Source organism: Leifsonia sp. NPDC058230 (assembly GCF_042882245.1).
In the GTDB taxonomy this organism is placed as follows: domain Bacteria; phylum Actinomycetota; class Actinomycetes; order Actinomycetales; family Microbacteriaceae; genus Leifsonia.
This window is the reverse complement of sequence record NZ_JBHVWM010000005.1, coordinates 193,182-211,978: the sequence shown is the minus strand read 5'-3', so window position 1 is coordinate 211,978 and position 18,797 is coordinate 193,182. Positions and strand designations below refer to the sequence as shown.

Genomic DNA, 18,797 nt, shown 5'->3' with positions numbered 1-18,797 from the left:
ACCCGTGCCCTCCCCGGGGTCGGGGAGGGCACGGCCGCGCCACGCACATGGCGCTCAAGGGGATGCGCGATCGGGTCGCGCATCCCGGCTCAGGGACGCACGGGGGCCTCCGCGACGATCTCGAACCCTCTCGTGAGTAATGTCGCATCACGGGAGGAGGGACCGACGAGCAGTTCGAACCCTCCGGCCTCCACTCGGCGGGTTCCCGTGGCGTCCACGATCGAGCAGTCGCGCACGGGGAGCTCGAAGCGCACCCGAGTCGTTTCGCCCGGTTCCAGATCGACCTGGCGGTAGGCCTTCAGCTCCTTGTCCGTCCAGCTGACGCTCGTGACCGTGTCGCGCACATACACCTGGACCGTCTCACGGACCGGACGTCCGCCGGTGTTGCTCACGCTGACCTCGGCGACGATGTCCTCCTGAGCACTGAGCTCGGTTCGCACGATAGTCAGGTCGGAGTACTCCACGGTCGTGTACGACAGTCCCTCGCCGAACCCCCACGCAGGCTCCTGGGTGAGGTCGGCGTACCGGTCGCCGTGCTGCCCACGGATCTGGTTGTAGTACGTCGGCTGCTGGCCGACGTGCCGGGCGAAGGAGATCGGCAGGCGACCGGAGGGTTCGATGCGACCGGCGAGGATCTCAGCGATCGCCTGACCACCCAGCATGCCCGGATTCGCTGCCCAGATGACGGCGGCGGCATTCGCAACCGACGGCGGCAGCACGAGCGGCTTCGAGGCGAGGAGCACCACGACGATGGGCTTCCCCGTCGCGATCATCGCGTCGAGCAACGCGATCTGCCCGCCGATCAGCTCGAGTGTCGCGGTGGAGCGGCCCTCGCCGACGAGCTCGATCCGGTCGCCGACCACAGCGACCACCACGTCGGACGCCTCGGCGGCGGCGACGGCTTCGTCGATCAGGGCGGGATCCGGGGCGCACGGCACGACCACGTCGGGTCGCGGTTGCCCGTCGGGGAACGTCTTGCCGCTCGGGTCGTCTTCAAGCGTGAGGATGTCCGCGCCCCGGGCGTGCAGAACGCTCCAGCCGTCGATCCCCCGCAGACCGTCGAGCACGGTGGTGATCATCTCGCGCGGCTGGCCGTCCAGCCATCCGGCCTGGCCGGATCCTCCTGCCCAGTCGCCGAGCTGGCTCTGCGCATCGTCGGCGAGCGGGCCGACGAGCGCGACACGGAGGGGCGCAGACTCGAGCGGCAGCGTCCCGTCGTTCTCCAGCAGCACGATCGAACGCCGCGCGATCTCCAGGTTCAGCTCCGCATGCGCCGCGTTGCCGACCACGGCGTCGAGATCAGCCGCAGGGAGGCGGGGATCCTCGAACAGTCCGAGGTCGAATTTCAGCGTCAGGATCCGGGCAACGGCGGCGTCGAAGGCGTCCTCGGCGAGCATCCCCTGCGCGACCGCCTCGAGTGCTCCCTCATAGAACATCGGCGTGGTCATGACCATGTCGTTGCCGGCCTTCACCGCGGCGGCGGCGGCGTGCGCATAGTCGGGCTGGATCTTCTGCTCCCAGACCATGCGGCCGACGTTGTCCCAGTCGGTGATGAGCGTTCCGGTGAACCCCCACTCCCCGCGCAGCACCTCGTTGAGCAGCCAGTCGTTCACTGTGATCGGCACACCGTCGGTGCTCTGGTAGCCGAGCATGAAGGTGCGACATCCTTCGCGCGCCACCCGCTCGAACGGCGGCAGGAACCAGCTTCGGAGCTTGCGTCTGGAGATGTCGGCCTCGCTCGCGTCGCGGCCGCCCTGCGTCTCCGAGTACCCGGCGAAATGCTTCGCCGTCGCGAGGATCGCCGTCGGATCGTCGAGCCCGTTTCCCTGATAGCCGCGCACCATGGCGCTCGCAAGCTCGCCGATGAGGAAGGGATCCTCGCCGAACGTCTCGCTGATCCGTCCCCAGCGGAGGTCCCGGGCGATGCACAACACGGGCGAGAAGGTCCAGTGCACACCGGTCACCGCGACCTCTTCTGCGGTGGCGCGGGCGACCCGCGCGATCAGGTCCGCATCCCACGACGCGGCCATCCCGAGCTGGGTGGGGTAGATCGTTGCGCCCGGCCAGAACGAGTGGCCGTGGATGCAGTCCTCACCGACGAGGAGGGGGATCCGCAGCCGGGTCTCGGCCGTGAGCCGATTCGCCTCCAGGATCCGCTCCGGGGACGTGTGCAGGATGGAGCCGACGTTGCGTCGCAGGACATGGTCGCGCAGGTCGTCGCGCGCGTCGAGCTGCAGCATCTGCCCGACCTTCTCCTCCACGCTCATACGTCCGAGGAGATCAGCGACGCGTTCCGCTGTCGTCAGCGACGGGTCCTGGTACGGAAGGCTTCCGGACGCGAGAACCGGGGATGCTGATGGCAGAGTCGAGGTCATTCGGTCTTGCTTTCCAGTTCGTGTCCGGCCGGAGGGGCCGCGATGGGATCCGCGCGCACCTGGGTGACGGCGGTGTTGATGTTGATGCCCTTGCGCTTCATCGCCCGGGCCCGCTCGCCGGCCGAGCGCAGACGCGGGTTGACGTATTCGTCGATGCCGAAGTTGATCAGCGACAGTGCCACACCGAGCAGTGCGATGCACAGGCCGGCGGGAACGTACCACCACCAGTAGTCCGGGAACGCGTTGTTCTGCTGCGCCCAGAACAGGATGGTTCCCCAGTTCAGATTCGACACCGGGATGACACCGATGAACGCGAGCGTCGTGAGACCCAGGACCGCGGCCGTCATGGTGCCGACGAAACTCGACGCGATGATCGCCAAGAGGTTCGGAAGCATCTCCACCAGGATGATGCGGTGCAACGGTTCACCGTTCGCCCGCGCGGCCTGGATGAAGTCACGGTTGCGCAGCGACATGGTCTGTGCGCGCAGGACGCGCGCGCCCCAGGCCCAGCCGGTCAGACCGAGCACGGCGGCGATGAGCCACAGCGGCGGATCCTCGAACTGCGAGGCGACGATGATCATCAGCGGCAGTCCCGGGATGACGAGGAACACGTTCGAGACGGCCGACAGCGATTCGCTCTTCCAGCCACGCAGGTAGCCGGCGGTCACTCCGATGATGATCGCGACCACCGTGGCCATGAACGTCGCCAGGAACCCGACGACGAGGACGCCTCGCGTTCCGTAGACGAGCTGGCTGAAGACATCCTGGCCGATGTGGGTCGTGCCCAGGAGGTGCTGGAACGAGGGCGGCTGGAGGGTCTGGTCCAGGTGCTGCGCGTTGGGGTCGTACGGGGCGATCCAGGGGGCGAAGATCGCGACGAGCACGAAGACGCCCATGATGATCAGGCCGGCCGCCGACTTGGGGTTGCTGAACATCGCGAGCGAGGCTTTCAGCTGCGACCAGAAGGTCGTCTTCGTGGGGCGCTGGCGGCCGGCGGCCGCGACGGCCATGGTCTCTGGAGCGCCGACGCCGATCGGCTGCGCGAGCGTCTGCGATTCCTGGGCGGGGGTTGTCACGATCAGGCCTCCGTCTGACGGGTGCGGGGGTCGAGGATGGCGTAGGCGATGTCCGCGAGGATGTTCGCCACCAGCACAGCAAGGACCAGGACGAGGAAGATGCCCTGCATCAGCGCGTAGTCCTTCGCGCTGGTGGCGTTGAGCAGCAGCAAGCCGATTCCGGGGTAGGAGAACACCATCTCCATCACGATCGTGCCGCTGACGATGAAGCCGATGGCGAGGGCGAAGCTCTGAATCTGCGGGAGCACCGCGTTGCGGGCGGCGTAGCGCCAGAGCACGCGACGATCCGGCATGCCCTTGGCCTGCGCGACGGTGATGTAATCCTCGTCGAGCACGGTGAGCATCATGTTGCGCATGCCGAGCACCCAGCCGCCGACCGAGACGATCACGATGGTGATCATCGGGAGCGCTCCGTGCGAGATCACCTGGCCGATGAAGTCCGCGTTCCAGCCGGGTTCGACGCCCAGTTCGTAGGCGTGCCCGGCGGGGAACCAGCCGAGCGTCGTCGAGAACACCGCGATCAGGATCAAGCCGACCCAGAAGTACGGCACGGTGCCGAGGAATGTCGTGACCGGGACGAACACGTCGAGACGTCCGCCGCGCTTCCACCCGATCACTGCACCCAGGCTCGTGCCGACGAGGAACGAGATCACGGTGGCGAACCCGACGAGCCCGAGCGTCCACGGCAGGGCGGAGGCGATCGCGTCGCCCACCGGCGCCATGCCCGTGGAGATGGAGACGCCCAGGTTGCCGTGGAAGAGCATGTCCCAGTAGTTGACGTACTGCTGCCACAGGGGCACCGACGTGTCCAGGCCGAACATGATCCGGAGCGCCTTCTCGGCATCCGGGGTCAGCTGGCCCTGGCTTCGCGCCATGTACGACGAGACGGCATCGCCCTTCATCATGCGGGGCAAGAAGAAGTTGATCGTGATCGCCGCCCACAGGGTGAAGGCATAGAAGGCCACGCGTCCGCTGATGAAACGCCAGGGGATGCGCCTGCCGCGGCGCTCGGTCCTGCTGGCCATCGTCCCGACCAGCGTCGGATCGACGGAGTTCGCGACCATGGACGCGGCGTCCGCCGGCTCCTGGTCCGTGTTCGTTGCAGTTTCGGCGCTCACAGTGCACCTCCTGGAGTCAGTGCCATCGCACCGAAGTGCTTCTCGGGGTCGGGGGACGCACCGCGAAGCTCGCGGGTGTACGGGTCCTGCGGACGGAGGATGACATCGTCCGCCGGTCCGTGTTCGACGATCCTGCCCTGATTGAGCACGATGATCTCGTCGCTGAAATGCCGCGCAGTCGCCAGGTCGTGCGTGATGTAGAGGACGCCGAGCCCTTCTTGGCTCTGCAGCTCGGCGAGAAGGTTCAGCACCCCGAGGCGGATCGATACGTCGAGCATCGACACCGGCTCGTCGGCGACCAGCAGCGCTGGACGCGATGCCAGCGCGCGAGCGATGGCCACCCGCTGACGCTGACCACCGGAGAGCTCGTGCGGACGCCGGTCGATCACGGCATCCGCGTCCAGCCGCACGCGCTGCAGCAGTCGCCGCACCTCGTCATCGACCTCCTTGCGCGGAACCACATTGTCCAGCCGCAGCGGCCGCTCGATGTGGTGGCGGATCGAGTGCGAGGGGTTCAGCGAGGCGAACGGGTCCTGGAAGACCATCCGGAGCTGCTGACGATACTTCCGCAACCGCTTACCGGACCGCGGGATCGGGGTGCCGTCCAGCAGCACCTCCCCGCTGGTGGGGGTCTCGAGCTGCGTGAGGATCTTCGCGATCGTCGACTTGCCGCTGCCCGACTGTCCGACCAGTCCGATGGTCTGCCGAGGGCCGAGCGTGAAGCTCACGTCGTCCAGGGCCTTGAGCTGCCCTGCACCGCGCACGTTGTAGATCTTGGTGACGTTTTTGAACTCGAGCGTGGTCATCGTACGACAACCCCTCTCTCGCCGGTGAGGCGTGGAAACGACTGGAGCAGCTTGCGCGTGTACGCGTGCTGGGGGTTCGTCCAGATCTGGTCCGCTTCGGCCAGCTCGACGATCTCGCCTTCGCGCATGATCGCGATGCGGTCGCTGATCTCCAGGAGCAGCGGGAGGTCGTGGGTGATGAAGACGACGGAGAAGCCGAAGTCGTGGCGGAGCTGGGAGATCTGCTTCAGGATCTCGCGCTGCACGAGCACGTCGAGGGCGGTCGTCGGCTCGTCCATGATCATCAGTTGCGGGCGAAGCGCAAGGGCCATGGCGATCATGACCCGCTGGCGCATACCGCCGGAGAGCTCATGGGGGAAGGAACGCCGGCGCTGAGCGCCCACCTTCACGATCTCCAGGAGTTCGATCACCTCAGCGCGACGCTTCGCCCGGCTCATCCCCGGGCGGTGGACCAGGAACACGTCCTCGAGCTGCGAGCCGATGGTGGCCACCGGGTTGAGAGCGTTCATGGCTCCCTGGAACACCATGGAGACCTTGTTCCAGCGGAACCGACGCATCTCCTCCGCGTCGAGGGAGTTGATGTCGATGTCGTCGCCGCTTTCGTCGTGGAAGACGACGCTGCCACTGCTGATGACGGCCGGAGGCTTGAGGAGGCGCTGCACTCCGTAGGCGAGCGTCGTCTTGCCGCACCCGCTCTCGCCGGCGAGGCCGACGATTTCGCCGCGCTTGATGTCGATGGTGACGTTCTTGACCGCCTCGACCGGCGGATCCACGTCGTACACGACCGAGAAGTCGCGCACAGAGAGAAGGGAGTCTGTCATGGGGATGTCGCTTTCACGCTGACCGCGGACCGTCCGGGGTGGACACGGGCACAGAAGCCCGCATCCACCCCGAACGCGTAGGTTGCTTACTTACTTGCTCGCCGGCTTCAGGTTCATGATCACCTGGACCGCCGAGGGCTGCGTCGGGTCAGCCGTCGCGTACTGGTTGCTCTCGCTGGGCCATCCCGTGAACTTGCGGGTGTTGTACTCGGCCAGCTGCGGGTGGGTACCGATCGGGATCGCCGGGACGTCCTCCACGAAGATCTTCTGCAGCTTGTTCAGCGCAGCGGTCCGGTCGCTGTCCTCGGAGGCCTGTGCGTACTCCTTGAGCAGCGCGGTCGCCTCCGGGTTGTTGTAGCGTCCGAAGTTGTCCGAGACCTTGCCGTCGGCGGCCTGATCGATGTAGCTGCTGTTCATGACATCGTCGTAGATGTGCCACGGGTTCGAGCCGGAGCCGGTCCAGTGCAGGACCGCATCGAAGCTGCCGGAGGCGACGTTGGCGAACCAGGTGTCGGCGTCGGGCGTTGCGACCTTCGCGTCGGCGCCGAGCGTGCTCTTGATCTGCGTCGCGACCAGCTGGATGCCGGTGACGTAGTCGTTCCAGCCCTGCGGGTCCTGAAGAGTGAAGGAGACCGGGGAGCCGGACGGATCGATCAGAGCGCCGTCCTTCCAGGTGTATCCCGCGTCGGTCAGAACCTTCTTGGCGCCGTCGACGTCGATCTTGAAGGTCTGGTCCTTGTACTCGGAGGCGATGTACTGGTCACCGGTCGGCTGGGGGATGCCGGTCACATTCGTCAGTTCCGGTCCGGCGTTGCTGCGCGCCTTCTCGGCGTGCGCCTTCCGGTCGATGACCATGTTGACGGCCTTGCGGAACGCGACGTCGTTGAACGGAGCCTTCGTCGTGTTGACCACGATCATGTCGGGGCTCAGAACGTTGGCGCCCCAGAACACGTTGTGCTTCGGGTCCTTGTCGACGTAGTTCTTCTGATAGTCGGTGATGAAGATCTGCGCCCAGTCGGTCTCACCGCTCTGGAGAGCGCGGAGCAGGCCGGTGTTGTCGTTGTACTCGAGGTACTTCAGCTCGCCCACGGGGGCCTTGCCGCCCCAGTAGTCGGTGCGAGCCTTCAGCACGACGCCCTGCGATGAGAAGGTCTTGATCGTGTACGGGCCGGTGCCGATCGCGTCCTTGACCGCGTCCTTCGACGGGTCTGCGATGCCCTTCCACTGGTGCTCGGGAACCATGGCGACCTGCAGCACGTCACCCTGCTTGACGAACTTCGACTCGCTGAAGTTCAGGACGACGTTGTCGCCGTCCTTCTTGACCTCGGTCAGCTTGAGGCCGCCCAGGTCGAGAGCCGGGGTGTTCTTGATCAGGTTGTACGTGAACACGATGTCGTCTGCGGTGAAGGGCTTGCCGTCGCTCCACTTGACGTTCGCGCGCGGTGTGACCGTCAGCTGCGTGTAGTCGGAGTTCCATTCGACCTTCGAGGCGAGCCACGGGGTCGTCTCGTTCTTGCCGACCGGGTTGACGATCGCGAGGGGCTCGTAGATCATGCGGTCGTAGCCGAGCGACATACCGGAACCGGTAGTGATGAACGGGTTGTTGATCTGGGTCGCCAGGACGGCCGCGCCGTCCGGCTTCGCGACGGTGAGAGAGCCGCCGCTCGAACTGCTCGTCCCGGACGATCCGTTCGATGAGCAGCCGGTGAGCGCGAGTGCGCCGATGGCCACGATCGCGGACGCCGTGATTAACGTTTTCCTAAGCCTCATTGCTTCTCCTTCTGGCGGGCACATTCGTTGTGCCCTCTGGTGCGGGATGTCGGCTGACACTAACTTGCTTACTGGTCTGAAAGCAAGTTGGTCTGAGGTTACTGAGTGGTAAGCTTCCACGCAAGCGGCACAAAGGAGAGGGCGGCACGGATGGTCACGGCGGGCGACAGCACGAAACCTCGCCCCGAGACCGCGCGCAAACGCAAGAAGATCCTTCGGGCGGCGATCGAGACATTCGGCACCAAGGGGTCCGCCAACGGCACCCTCTCCGACATCGCCGAGCAGGTCGGGATGACTCACGCCGGCGTGCTGCACCACTTCGGATCCAAGCAGAATCTGCTCCTCGAAGTGCTCGAGTTCCGTGACCAGGACGACGTGGCACACCTTGACGGCCACCACATCCCCGGCGGTCCCGCACTGTTCGCACACCTCGTCGACACCGCGTTCCGCAACTCGCTGCGCCCCGGAATCGTGCAGGTCTACACCGTGCTCTCCTCGGAATCGGTGACCGATGATCACCCCGCGAAGGCATACTTCCACGAGCGGTACCGCACCCTGCGCCTGGAGATCGACGAGGCGTTCCGCGAACTGTGCGCGCAGGAGAACGTGAGCGACCCCGACACGATCGACAAGGCCGCCGCATCCATCCTCGCGGTCATGGACGGACTGCAATTGCAGTGGCTGCTCGACCCCGCGGCTGTCGATCTCGCGAAGGCGAGCGAGTTCGCCATCGAGGCGATCGTGAACGCTGTCCTGCAGCCGGGACCGACGGTGTCTTCGTACGTCCGCACGACCTGAAACGAAGATGGCCGCGTCCCACACAATCCGCGCCAAGCGCGCTGCCGCCGACCGGGTCGCGAAGCCCCAGGCGCGCACCGCGGCCACCCGCAAGCGCATCCTGGATGCCGCCATGGCGGTATTCGCGAACCGTGGCTTCAACAACGGCTCACTCATCGAGATCGCCGAACAGGCCGGGATGACCCACGCCGGCGTGCTCCACCACTTCGGCACCAAAGACCAGCTGCTCATCGCCGTGCTCGAACACCGCGACCAGGTGGACGTGGTGAACCTCGAGGGGCAGCATCCCCCGGTCGGTAGAGAACTCCTGGACCACCTCGTCATCACCGCCCAGGTGAACATGACCCGCGCCGGGATCGTGCAGGCGTACGCCGTGCTCTCCGCCGAGTCCGTGACCGAGGGGCACCCCGCGCAGGACTACTTCCGCGAACGCTTCATCGGCCTGCGGGGCATGGTCGCGGAAGCCTTTCGTGAGGCCGCCCCGGCCGACGTCGAAGAGGCGAAGCTCTGGCAGGCAGCGGCGGCCGTCATCGCCGCGATGGACGGGCTCCAGGTGCAGTGGCTGCTCGAACCGGATGCAGTGCAGATGACCGAAGCGGTGGCGGCGGTCATCCCCGCGATGGTCCTCTGGCTGAACACTCCGGGCTGAGCGAGTGCACACCCCTGAGGCCGATATCCACGTCGACGACGCGCTCGTCGCTCGTCTGATCTCGGCACAGCATCCGGATCTCGTCGCACCCCTCCGACTTGTCGCCGACGGGTGGGACAACGAGATCTTCCGACTCGGCGACGACCTCGCCGTGCGCATCCCCCGCCGCCGGGTCGCCGCCCAGCTGATCGCCCACGAGCAGGAGTGGTTGCCGCGGCTGGCCCCGCAGCTTCCGGTGCCGGTCCCCGCTCCGGTGCGGAACGGGGCGCCGAGCGACGAATTCCCGTGGCCGTGGAGCATCGTGCGCTGGGTCGACGGGGTCGACGGTGCGGATGTTCCTGGCGCGGCCCGCGCATCCGTCGCCCGCCCGCTCGCCGAATTCGTGGCTGCTCTGCATACAGCCGCGCCCGCCGACGCACCGCACAACCCGGTGCGGGGCGTGCCGCTGGCCACGCGTGACGCCGCGGTGCGCTCGCGGCTCGAGCAGCTCGCAGAGCGAACCGATGTGTCGGGCCCGACCGCCCACTGGGAGCGCGCGCTCGCCGCCGAGCCCTGGGACGGGCCGCCGATCTGGCTGCACGGCGACCTGCATCCCGGAAACCTGCTGCTGTCACCGGATCGCCGGGCACTGGCGGCGGTGATCGACTTCGGCGACCTGACCGCCGGCGACCCCGCCACCGACCTGGCGACCGCCTGGCTGACCTTCGAGCCGGATGCGCGCGCGCTGTTCCGCGCACGGCTCGACGAACTCCTTCCCTCCGATGACGACACCTGGGCGCGGGCGGCCGGCTGGGCCGTCGCGATGGGCTCGGCGCTCGCCGCGCACTCCGACGACAACCCCCGCATGGCGTCCCTCGGCACCCACGCACTCGCGCAACTCACCTGACCGACGTCGCGTCGCGACACTGATCGCAGCCCACAAGAAGTGACCGCTTAACGCGCGAGTCGCGCCGAATCGACGTTCCCGGGGCTCGGGAAGGTCGATTCGACGCGACTCAGTGCGTTTGTTACGCGCCGGCCTGCGCGAGGTCGGTGAGCAGCTGGTCGCCCGGCATCGCCGGCACGAACTCGGCCTCGATCTCGGCGCGGCCGAGCAGCTCGGTCATGCGGCGCTGACGCTGGCGCGGGATGAGCGTCACGACCGTGCCCTGCTTGCCCGCGCGGCCCGTGCGGCCCGAGCGGTGCAGGTAGGTCTTGTACTCATCCGGCGCGTCGGCCTGGATGACCAGGTCGATGTCGTCGACGTGGATGCCGCGAGCAGCCACATCCGTCGCCACCAGCACGTTGACCCGGCCGCTGGTGAGCTGACCGAGGTTGCGTGTGCGGCGGGACTGGTTGAGGTCGCCGTGCAGGCTGACGGCCGGGATGCCGGCGTCGTCGAGCTGGTCGGCGAGCATCTCGGCGAACGCACGGGTGCGGGCGAAGACCAGGGTCTTGCCCTCACGGTCGGCGAGCTGCTCGATGATGGCGGCCTTGTCGCGGTGCTCGATGACGAGCACGCGGTGGTCGATGGTCGAAGACGCCTGGTCTTCGCCGGCGACCTCGTGCACGCTCGGCTCGGGGAGGAACTCCTCGACGAGCTGGGCGACACCCTTGTCGAGCGTGGCCGAGAAGAGCAGCTTCTGGCCGCCCTCGGCGGTCTCGCGAAGGATGCGCTGCACCGGCTCGAGGAAGCCGAGATCGCACATGTGGTCGGCCTCGTCGAGCACCGTGATGACGACCTCGCTGAGGTCGAGACGACCCTGCTCGATGAGGTCTTCGATGCGGCCGGGAGTGCCGATGACGATGTCGACTCCGCGCTGGAGCGCGCCGACCTGACGCGCCTGGGGCACGCCGCCGTAGATCTGGGTGGTGAAGAGTCCGACGCTGCGGGCGATCGGCTGCACCGTGCGGTCGATCTGCAGTGCGAGCTCACGGGTGGGGGCGAGGATGAGGGCGCGCGGCTTGCGTCCCATCTGGCGCTTTCCGCCCGACTTGCCCGACTCGGCCCAGAGGCTCATCAGTCGCTCGACGAGCGGCGCGCCGAAGGCGATGGTCTTGCCGGAGCCGGTGCGGCCACGGCCGAGCACGTCTTTGCCGGCCAGCACATCCGGGATGGTCGCAGCCTGGATCGGGAACGGGCTCGCCGCACCGAGGTCGGCGAGCGCACGCTCGATGTTGCCTCCGATGCCGAGGTCACCGAAGGACACGCCCTCGACATCCTTGGCCTGGATGGCGTCGGCCTCGAGGCGCTCGAGCACGACGTCGGCTTCGGGAGTGAACGCGCCCTTCTCGTCGCGGTTCGGGTAGAACGTCGAGTTGCCGTCGCGGCGGGGAGCGCGGTCGCCGCGGTCGTCGAACGAACGACGCGGACGGTCGTTTCCGGCGTCGCGACGCGGGGCGCGGTCGCCGTCGAACGAACGGCGGGGACGGTCGTTGTCGAACGAACGGGCCGGACGGTCCTTGTCGAACGAACGGGCCGGACGGTCGTTGTCGTAGCTGCGACGGGGTGCGCGGTCGCCATCCGGCGAGCGACGCGGGCGGTCGTTGTCGAACTCGCGGCGGGGAGCGCGATCTCCGTAGGCCGGACGCTCGCCACGGGCGGGACGGTCATCGAACGAACGACGCGGACGGTCGTTGTCGAACGAACGGGCCGGACGGTCGTTGTCGTAAGAACGACGCGGACGGTCGTTGTCGGCGTCGCGACGCGGAGCGCGGTCGCCCTCGAAGGAACGACGCGGACGGTCGTTGTCGAAGCTGCGGGCGGGGCGGTCGTTGTCGTACGAACGACGCGGACGGTCGTTGTCGTACGAACGCGGAGCGCGGTCGCCGCGGTCGTCGGAGGACCGACGCGGACGGTCGTTGTCGTACGAACGTGCCGGACGGTCGTTGTTGTACGCGGGGCGCTCGCCGCGGGCGGGACGCTCACCGTTGCCGGTGCGGGCCGCGCCGCGTTCGCCGCGGGACTCCCACGTGCGTGCGTCCTTGCCACGGGGCTCCCAGTTGGGTCGCTCCTTGCGGGCGCCACCGGTGCCGGCGGCATCGCGCGAGCCGTAGCCCTGACGCGCTGCGCGGTCTTCGGTCGTCCAGCGCTGCTTCTTGGGCGCTTCGGCGGTCTCTTCTGCGCGGTAACCGCGGTGGCCGGGGCTGCGGCTGCCCGACTTGGGACCGCCCTTGCGTGCGCCGGCGGCTCCGTGCTGCTTCTTGAATCCTGGCATGGTTGCTTTCCTGGGTTGTTCTCGTGTGCATGGCACAGCGCATGACCCGCTGAGGTCATGGTCTGGGAGAACCCGGGCAGTCTTTGGCCGGGGCCGTTCACATACAGTGATCATTCGCCCGCCTATTGGCGACGAAACCGGCCCACCTGACTTACAAACCCATCCGCACAGAAAAGCACGGTGTCAAGAGCCGACTGATCTACGATACAGGATCCAAGCTGGGAATGGTCGGGGATCTTTCAGCCGGTCCGCGCGGGCCCAACCAGGGGTATAAGTGGGTAATGAACTCCGACCCCGACGCGATCGTCATCGGCTCCGGCCCCAACGGGCTGGCCGCCGCCGTCACCCTCGCCCGCGCCGGACTCTCGGTTCGCGTCTACGAGCGAAACGCGACAGCGGGCGGCGGGATGCGCACCGAACCGATCACGCTCCCGGGTTTCGTGCACGACATGTGTTCGGCCGTGCATCCCCTGGCCTTCGCCTCCGGCTTCTTCCGGCGGTTCGGGATCGAGAAGCGCATCCCGTTCATCGTGCCGACGGCCTCGTACGGGCACCCGTTCGACGGCGGGCGCGCAGCGCTCGCCTATCACGACCTCGAACGCACGGTCGACGGTCTCGGCGAGGACGGCCCGGCCTATCGGCGGCTGCTCGGTCCCCTCGTCGCCCACGCGGATGCGCTCGCCGAGTTCACCGGATCGCAGGTGCTGCAGGTTCCGCGCCATCCGATCACCGCGGCCCGTTTCGCCCTGACGATGCTGAATCAGGGCGGTACCTGGTGGAATCGTCCCTTCCGTGGCGAGGAGGCCGCCGCACTGCTGACCGGGGTCTTCGCCCACTCCACCGTGCCGCTGCCGAGTCTGGCCGGCGCGGCCGCCGGCCTCACGCTCGCCACCTACGCCCACGCGCGCGGCTGGCCGATCCCGGTGGGCGGCAGCCAGTCGATCGCGGATGCCCTCCTCAGCGATCTCGTTGCGCACGGCGGTGAGCTGATCACCGGCGTCGAGGTGACCACCCTCGCCGACCTGCCGTCGGCACGCGCGATCCTCTTCGACACGGGCGCGGAGGCGGCCGTCCGCCTCGGCGAAGACCGGCTCTCTCCCCGCTACATCCGCAAGATCTCCCGGTTCCGCACCGGGAACGGCGTCGCGAAGGTGGATTTCGCGCTCTCCGGTCCGGTCCCCTGGGAGAACCGCGAGCTCGCCGAGACCGCCACGGTGCATCTCGGCGGCACCCGGGAGGCGATCGCGCGTCAGGAACGCGAGGTCGCATCCGGCCGTCACAGCACCGACCCGTACGTTCTGGTGTCGCAGCCGTCGCTGTTCGACGAGACACGTGCCCCGGCCGGCAAGCACGTGCTCTGGGCCTACACGCACGTTCCGGGCGGGTCGGCGATCGACCAGCAGGAGTCGATCATCCGCCAGATCGAGCGGTTCGCGCCCGGCTTCCGCGACCTCATCCTCGCCACCTCGTCGCGCACGGCCGTGGACATGCAGCGGTACAACCCGAACTACACGGGCGGAGACATCTCGGCGGGAGCTGCGACCTTCCGTCAGCTGATCGCCCGGCCCGTGCTCTCCACCGAGCCGTGGCGGATGCCCGGCCGCGGCCTCTACCTGGCCTCCGCTGCCGCCGCTCCGGGACCGGGGGTGCACGGCCTGCCCGGCTACTACGCCGCTCGCAGTGCTCTTCGCCACGAGTTCGGGGTGAACCGGATGCCGTCACTGGCCCCCGACGAAAGGATGGAGCAGTAGCCATGTCCGTCAACCTGCGCCGCGTCGCCTGCACACCCGAGCAGATCTTCGTCGTTCTCGCCGATCCGTGGGTGTACCCGACCTGGGTGGTCGGCGCGTCCCGGATGCGGGCAGCCGACACCGGCTGGCCCGAACCCGGCACCAAGCTGCACCACTCGATCGGGGTGTGGCCGTTCGTGCTCAACGACGAGACCAGGGTGGACACCTGGGATGCGCCCCACCGGGTCGTGCTGGAGGCCAAGACCCGGCCGGTCGGTCGCGAGCGCGTCATCATCGAGGTCGAGCCGCAAGGCCACGGGTGCCTGGTGCGCATCGAGGAGTACGTGCTCTCGGGACCGTTGCTGCTCATCCCGCAGCGGCTTCTCGATGTCGTGTTCCACATCAGGAACGCCGAGACGTTGCGCCGGCTCGCGCACGTGGCGAAAGGCCGCGCGGCGGAGGCTCGTGCCGCAATGGGTCGTGCCGTGGAGGGTCGTGCCGCAGAGGGTCGTGCCGTGGCATCCTGAGGGGTACCCTCTTCGCATGTGCCGGAACATCCACACCCTTCACAATTTCGAGCCCGCCGCATCGAATGACGAGGTTCACGCCGCAGCACTGCAATACGTGCGCAAGATCAGCGGAACGTCGAAGCCGTCGAAAGCCAATGCCGAGGCCTTCGACCGAGCCGTCGCCGAGATCGCCCACCTCACGCAGCACCTTCTCGACGACCTGGTGACGACCGCGCCGCCGAAGAACCGCGAAGAGGAGGCCGCAAAGGCCAAAGAGCGCTCGGCCCGCCGCTTCGCCGCCGCCTAGCCCGACCTCGGCTGTCACGAATCAGAGCGACGGCTGGTCATAGCTGGTGACACGAAGAAGGGACCACGCCATGACCATCCTCGTCACCGGATCGACCGGAACGCTCGGAACCCCGACCCTCGCCGCTCTCCGCGCGGCCGGACACGACGCACGCGGCCTCAGCCGCAGCGGCCGCGACGGCTCGGCTGTCGGCGACCTGTTCACGGGCGCGGGAGTCGCCGACGCCTTTCGCGGAGTCGACACCGTCGTGCACTGCGCGCAGTCGCGCGGCAAGAACGACGTCGCGATCGCACAGAACCTGATGGCAGCGGCGGAGACCGCCGGGGTCGGCCACCTGGTGCTGATCTCGATCGTCGATATCGACCACATCCCGATGCCCTACTACCGTCAACGCCTCGACATCGAACGCGTGGCGCAGGCATCGAGGGTGCCGCTGACGATTCAGCGGGCCACCCAGTTCCACACGCTGATCGACCAGCTCTACCGCGCGCAGAAGTATTCGCCGGTGCTGCTCGCGCCGGGCTGGCGCTGCCAGCCGATCGCGGTCGAGGAGGTGGCCGGCCGGCTGGCCGAGCTCGCCGCCGGTGCACCGCACGGCCGCGTTCCCGACATCGGCGGACCCCAGCAGCGCACGATGCTCGACCTGCTGAACGTCTGGAAGAAGGCGACCGGAAGCCGCCGACCCGGTCTGAACGTGCGCCTTCCCGGAAAGATGTTCGCCGCCTACGACACGGGCGCCGGGCTGGTGCCCGGGGAGCCGTTCGGCCGGGTCACGTTCGACGACTACCTGGCGCAGAAGTACGCCGGAGCAACTGTTCGCTAGCGCACACTTGAACCATGAGCATGGAGCAGATCCTCGACATCATCCGCTCGTTCGACGGCGTCCTGGAACTCGCACCCAGCGCGGGCAGCGAGTTCCCGGAGGTCGCGTGGGGAGACCACTTCTTCTACTACGCCCCTGACGGGAAGGTTCCCCAGAACGTCCAGCCGTACGCGACCATCGTCACGAAGGACTATCCCGACGACCGGGAGTCGGACCTCGACCCGGATGGCCGATGGCGACTCAACATCCACGTCGGCCAGGAGAGGTTCACCGAGCTCACCGGCGAAAACCCCCGCGACCCGGTCGCACACGATTTCAGCGAGGCGGACACGATCATGCCGCATCCGGTCTACGGGCCGCTCGGGTGGGTCGCCGTGGTGAACCCGGGCGAACGCACGACCGCCACCGTCGTCGAGCTGCTCCGGGCCGCGCACGAGGACGAACGCCGTCGGGTGGAGCGCCGGTCAGCCGGCAGTTGAGCCTCGGCGGGTGAGCTTCTGCGGGTTCAGCACGATGTACACGCGCTCGATGCCACGATCGGAGACGTCGATCGTCGCGAGGGTCACCGGCTCCCCGTCCCGGGTGATGTACGCGGCGTCCGAGCCGTTCCATTCGCCGAAGTCGACGTCGATGCCCTGCCCCGACTTCTCGGTGACCCCCGTGAGGAAGCGCGCGATCCGCAACGCGCCCACGACGGGGATGCGTGCGGCCGTCACCACCCCTCCGCCGTCGGAGTAGCTCACGGCATCCTCGGCGAGCAGGTTTTCGAGGGCGGCCACATCGCCGGCGCGGGCCGCCGCCAGAAAGGCGCGCAACAGCCGGTCGTGCTCTGCTCGGCCGACCGGCCGGCGTCGCTCGCTCTCGAGGTGCCTGCGGGCGCGGGTGGCGAGCTGGCGCGCGTTCGCCTCGCTGGTCTGCAGCACCTCGGCGATCTCGCGGAAGCCGTATCCGAAAGCCTCCCGCAGGATGTAGGCCGCCCGCTCCGTCGGAGTCAGTCGCTCCAGCAGCACCAGCACAGCCAGCTCCACGGCCTCGGCGGTCTCTGCTCCGAGCGTCGGATCGGCGCCGGTCTGAACGGGTTCGGGCAACCACGGCCCGATGTAGGCGACCCGCGTCGCCTGCACCGAGGTGGCGGCCGTGATGGCGAGCCGGGTGGCGATCGTCGCGAGGAACGCGGCGGGGTCGCGCACGGCATCCCGGTCGGTCTGCTGCCAGCGGAGCCAGGCATCCTGCACGACGTCCTCGGCGTCGGCGACCGTGCCGAGCATCCGGTAGGCGATGCCGAACAGGCGCCCCCGAACGGCGCTGAACGCAGCGATACCGTCGTCGCTCTGCGTCGTCTGCATCCCCCAACGCTAGCGAAACATTCCCGACACCTGCTCGCGCTACGGTGGATGCGTGCCCGCCGCCATCGCCATCGAACCTCCCCGCACCGCCGAGATCGAAGAGCTCCTGCGCCTCGGCGACGAGTTCACGCTCGCGCTCTACCCGGCCGACAGCTGCTATCTGCTCGACGTGAGCGAGCTCGAGGCGCCCGGTGTCACGGTGCTCGTCGCGCGCGATGCACCCGGCCGCGCGGTCGGCATGGTCGCCGTCGTCGAGAAGGGTGACGGGACGGCCGAGCTGAAGCGGATGTTCGTGCACGAAGACGCACGCGGGCAGGGACTCGCCTCCGCACTTCTCGCCGACGCGGAGGCCGTTGCCGCCGTGGCGGGAGTCGCGACGCTGCAACTCGAGACCGGACCACGGCAGCACGCGGCGATCGCGCTGTACGAGCGACGCGGGTACGAGCGCATCCCGAACTTCGGGTCGTACGTCGGCGACCCGCACTCGATCTGCTACGCCAAGCCACTCGGTTCGGTCGCCGCCTAGCTCTCGCCGGGCGGGGCGGCGGCTGCCTAGGGGTCGCAACCCGCCGTTACCTGCGGTAGTCAGGCGGCGTGTTGCGACCCCTCATCCAGAGTCGGCGGTCAGCGCGACCGTCGCCTGACAGGTCGGCGGCCGTCAGCTGCCGCGGATGCGGCGCGACAGCTCCGCCGCCGCCTCGCGCACGCGTGAGGCGAGGGCCGGCCACTGCTCCCGGGGAACATTCTCGCGCGGGAATGTGATCGCGATACCGGCCGCAGGCCAGCCGGCGTGGTCCCTTACGGAGACCGCGACGGATGCGAATCCGGGCGTCACGTCGCCGTCTTCCGTCGCGAATCCGGCGTCACGCGCATCCCCCACCACACGCTTGAGCTCGGCGTACGAGTGCGGGCCCGCGCCTGTGCGGTCTTCGAACGCGCTCGCATCCGGATAGAGCGCCCGCAGCTGCCCGGGCGGAAGCGTCGCGAGGAGTGCGCGCCCGCTCGCCGTGAGGTGACTCGGCAGCCGCACTCCCACATCCGTGATCAGGCGCGGCCGGCGGGGTGCGCGCTCCTCGACGATGTACACGACGTCGCGGCCGTGCAGCACTGCGAGATGGCCGGACTCCCCGAGTGCATCGACCAGTGCGGCGAGGATGGGCCGGCCGAGCCTGCTGAGCGGCTCCTGCCGCGAGAAGGCCGAGCTGAGCTCGTAGGACGCGACCCCGAGACCGTAGCGTTTCGCCTCCGGAAAGTGGAGGACGAATCCGTGCTCCATCAGCACCGCCAGCAGATGATAGACCGTCGACCGGGGCAGCCCTAGTGCGCTCGCGATCGTCGCGGCGGGCACCGGCCCCCGCTGCGCGGCCAGGTGCGCCAGAATCCGCAGTGTGTTCTCCGCCGCGGGTACCTTGCTCATCTGCGACCCCTCATCCGGATCCGGGTCCCTGTGTCTGGGATACCGGACGGAGAAG

18 protein-coding genes are annotated in these 18,797 nt (G+C 68.2%); 9 read left to right on the top strand and 9 right to left on the bottom strand.

What is annotated here, in order from left to right; translation table 11 throughout:
* Nucleotides 1-89: 89 nt before the first annotated feature.
* The 6 genes from ACFVV0_RS17030 to ACFVV0_RS17005 all read right to left on the bottom strand — a co-directional run bounded on the left by ACFVV0_RS17030 (nt 90) and on the right by ACFVV0_RS17005 (nt 7,966).
* Nucleotides 90-2,375, bottom strand: a complete 2,286-nt coding sequence (locus ACFVV0_RS17030; protein ID WP_387065700.1) for a glycoside hydrolase family 3 N-terminal domain-containing protein — start codon at nt 2,373-2,375, stop codon at nt 90-92.
* A complete protein-coding gene (locus ACFVV0_RS17025; protein WP_387066358.1) occupies nt 2,372-3,385 on the bottom strand; it encodes an ABC transporter permease in 1,014 nt (337 codons plus the stop codon). Before ACFVV0_RS17025 ends, ACFVV0_RS17030 begins: the two co-directional genes overlap by 4 nt.
* Before the next feature lie 68 nt (nt 3,386-3,453).
* Complete coding sequence (locus tag ACFVV0_RS17020; RefSeq protein ID WP_387066356.1) at nt 3,454-4,476, bottom strand: ABC transporter permease; 1,023 nt, start codon at nt 4,474-4,476, stop codon at nt 3,454-3,456.
* An 89-nt stretch (nt 4,477-4,565) separates the two neighbouring features.
* Complete coding sequence (locus ACFVV0_RS17015; RefSeq protein ID WP_387065698.1) at nt 4,566-5,375, bottom strand: ABC transporter ATP-binding protein; 810 nt, start codon at nt 5,373-5,375, stop codon at nt 4,566-4,568.
* The gene (locus ACFVV0_RS17010) at nt 5,372-6,196 is read right to left on the bottom strand and encodes an ABC transporter ATP-binding protein (protein WP_387065695.1); all 825 of its coding nucleotides are present in this window, start codon (nt 6,194-6,196) and stop codon (nt 5,372-5,374) included. Before ACFVV0_RS17010 ends, ACFVV0_RS17015 begins: the two co-directional genes overlap by 4 nt.
* Before the next feature lie 90 nt (nt 6,197-6,286).
* Nucleotides 6,287-7,966, bottom strand: coding sequence for an ABC transporter substrate-binding protein (locus tag ACFVV0_RS17005; protein ID WP_387065693.1), 1,680 nt, complete (start codon nt 7,964-7,966; stop codon nt 6,287-6,289).
* A 150-nt stretch (nt 7,967-8,116) separates the two neighbouring features.
* On the opposite strand from ACFVV0_RS17005, the gene ACFVV0_RS17000 reads away from it, so the two are divergent.
* Genes ACFVV0_RS17000 through ACFVV0_RS16990 form a run of 3 tightly spaced genes read left to right on the top strand, consistent with a single transcriptional unit; the run spans nt 8,117 to nt 10,299 of the window.
* The gene (locus ACFVV0_RS17000) at nt 8,117-8,764 is read left to right on the top strand and encodes a TetR/AcrR family transcriptional regulator (RefSeq protein WP_387065690.1); all 648 of its coding nucleotides are present in this window, start codon (nt 8,117-8,119) and stop codon (nt 8,762-8,764) included.
* Between the two features lie 7 nt (nt 8,765-8,771).
* Entirely contained in the window at nt 8,772-9,413 is a 642-nt protein-coding gene (locus ACFVV0_RS16995) for a TetR/AcrR family transcriptional regulator (RefSeq protein WP_387065688.1), read from the top strand.
* A 4-nt stretch (nt 9,414-9,417) separates the two neighbouring features.
* Nucleotides 9,418-10,299 (top strand): aminoglycoside phosphotransferase family protein, encoded by an 882-nt coding sequence (locus ACFVV0_RS16990; RefSeq protein WP_387065685.1) that lies wholly within the window; start codon nt 9,418-9,420, stop codon nt 10,297-10,299.
* A gap of 121 nt (nt 10,300-10,420) precedes the next feature.
* Here ACFVV0_RS16990 and ACFVV0_RS16985 read toward each other — a convergent pair whose 3' ends face one another.
* Complete coding sequence (locus ACFVV0_RS16985; RefSeq protein ID WP_387065682.1) at nt 10,421-12,610, bottom strand: DEAD/DEAH box helicase; 2,190 nt, start codon at nt 12,608-12,610, stop codon at nt 10,421-10,423.
* 281 nt (nt 12,611-12,891) lie between these two features.
* On the opposite strand from ACFVV0_RS16985, the gene ACFVV0_RS16980 reads away from it, so the two are divergent.
* The 5 genes from ACFVV0_RS16980 to ACFVV0_RS16960 all read left to right on the top strand — a co-directional run bounded on the left by ACFVV0_RS16980 (nt 12,892) and on the right by ACFVV0_RS16960 (nt 16,458).
* Nucleotides 12,892-14,361 (top strand): phytoene desaturase family protein, encoded by a 1,470-nt coding sequence (locus tag ACFVV0_RS16980; RefSeq protein WP_387065679.1) that lies wholly within the window; start codon nt 12,892-12,894, stop codon nt 14,359-14,361.
* A 2-nt stretch (nt 14,362-14,363) separates the two neighbouring features.
* Entirely contained in the window at nt 14,364-14,867 is a 504-nt protein-coding gene (locus ACFVV0_RS16975; protein ID WP_387065677.1) for an SRPBCC family protein, read from the top strand.
* A 16-nt stretch (nt 14,868-14,883) separates the two neighbouring features.
* On the top strand, nt 14,884-15,156 hold the full coding sequence (locus ACFVV0_RS16970; protein WP_387065674.1) for a DUF2277 domain-containing protein: 273 nt from the start codon (nt 14,884-14,886) through the stop codon (nt 15,154-15,156).
* A 70-nt stretch (nt 15,157-15,226) separates the two neighbouring features.
* On the top strand, nt 15,227-15,979 hold the full coding sequence (locus ACFVV0_RS16965) for an SDR family oxidoreductase (protein ID WP_387065671.1): 753 nt from the start codon (nt 15,227-15,229) through the stop codon (nt 15,977-15,979).
* 14 nt (nt 15,980-15,993) lie between these two features.
* Nucleotides 15,994-16,458 (top strand): DUF6194 family protein, encoded by a 465-nt coding sequence (locus ACFVV0_RS16960; protein WP_387065668.1) that lies wholly within the window; start codon nt 15,994-15,996, stop codon nt 16,456-16,458.
* On the opposite strand, the gene ACFVV0_RS16955 is transcribed toward ACFVV0_RS16960, so the two are convergent.
* On the bottom strand, nt 16,444-17,325 hold the full coding sequence (locus ACFVV0_RS16955) for an RNA polymerase sigma-70 factor (protein WP_387065665.1): 882 nt from the start codon (nt 17,323-17,325) through the stop codon (nt 16,444-16,446). The genes ACFVV0_RS16960 and ACFVV0_RS16955 overlap by 15 nt on opposite strands.
* Before the next feature lie 52 nt (nt 17,326-17,377).
* Here ACFVV0_RS16955 and ACFVV0_RS16950 point away from each other — a divergent pair, with 52 nt between their 5' ends.
* The gene (locus tag ACFVV0_RS16950; RefSeq protein ID WP_387065662.1) at nt 17,378-17,851 is read left to right on the top strand and encodes a GNAT family N-acetyltransferase; all 474 of its coding nucleotides are present in this window, start codon (nt 17,378-17,380) and stop codon (nt 17,849-17,851) included.
* Between the two features lie 132 nt (nt 17,852-17,983).
* Here the strand turns inward: ACFVV0_RS16950 and ACFVV0_RS16945 are convergent, their stop codons facing one another.
* Nucleotides 17,984-18,742 carry an IclR family transcriptional regulator gene (locus ACFVV0_RS16945; RefSeq protein ID WP_387065659.1) on the bottom strand — a complete coding sequence of 253 codons (759 nt, stop codon included), beginning with the start codon at nt 18,740-18,742 and terminating at the stop codon, nt 17,984-17,986.
* Nucleotides 18,743-18,797: the final 55 nt, after the last annotated feature.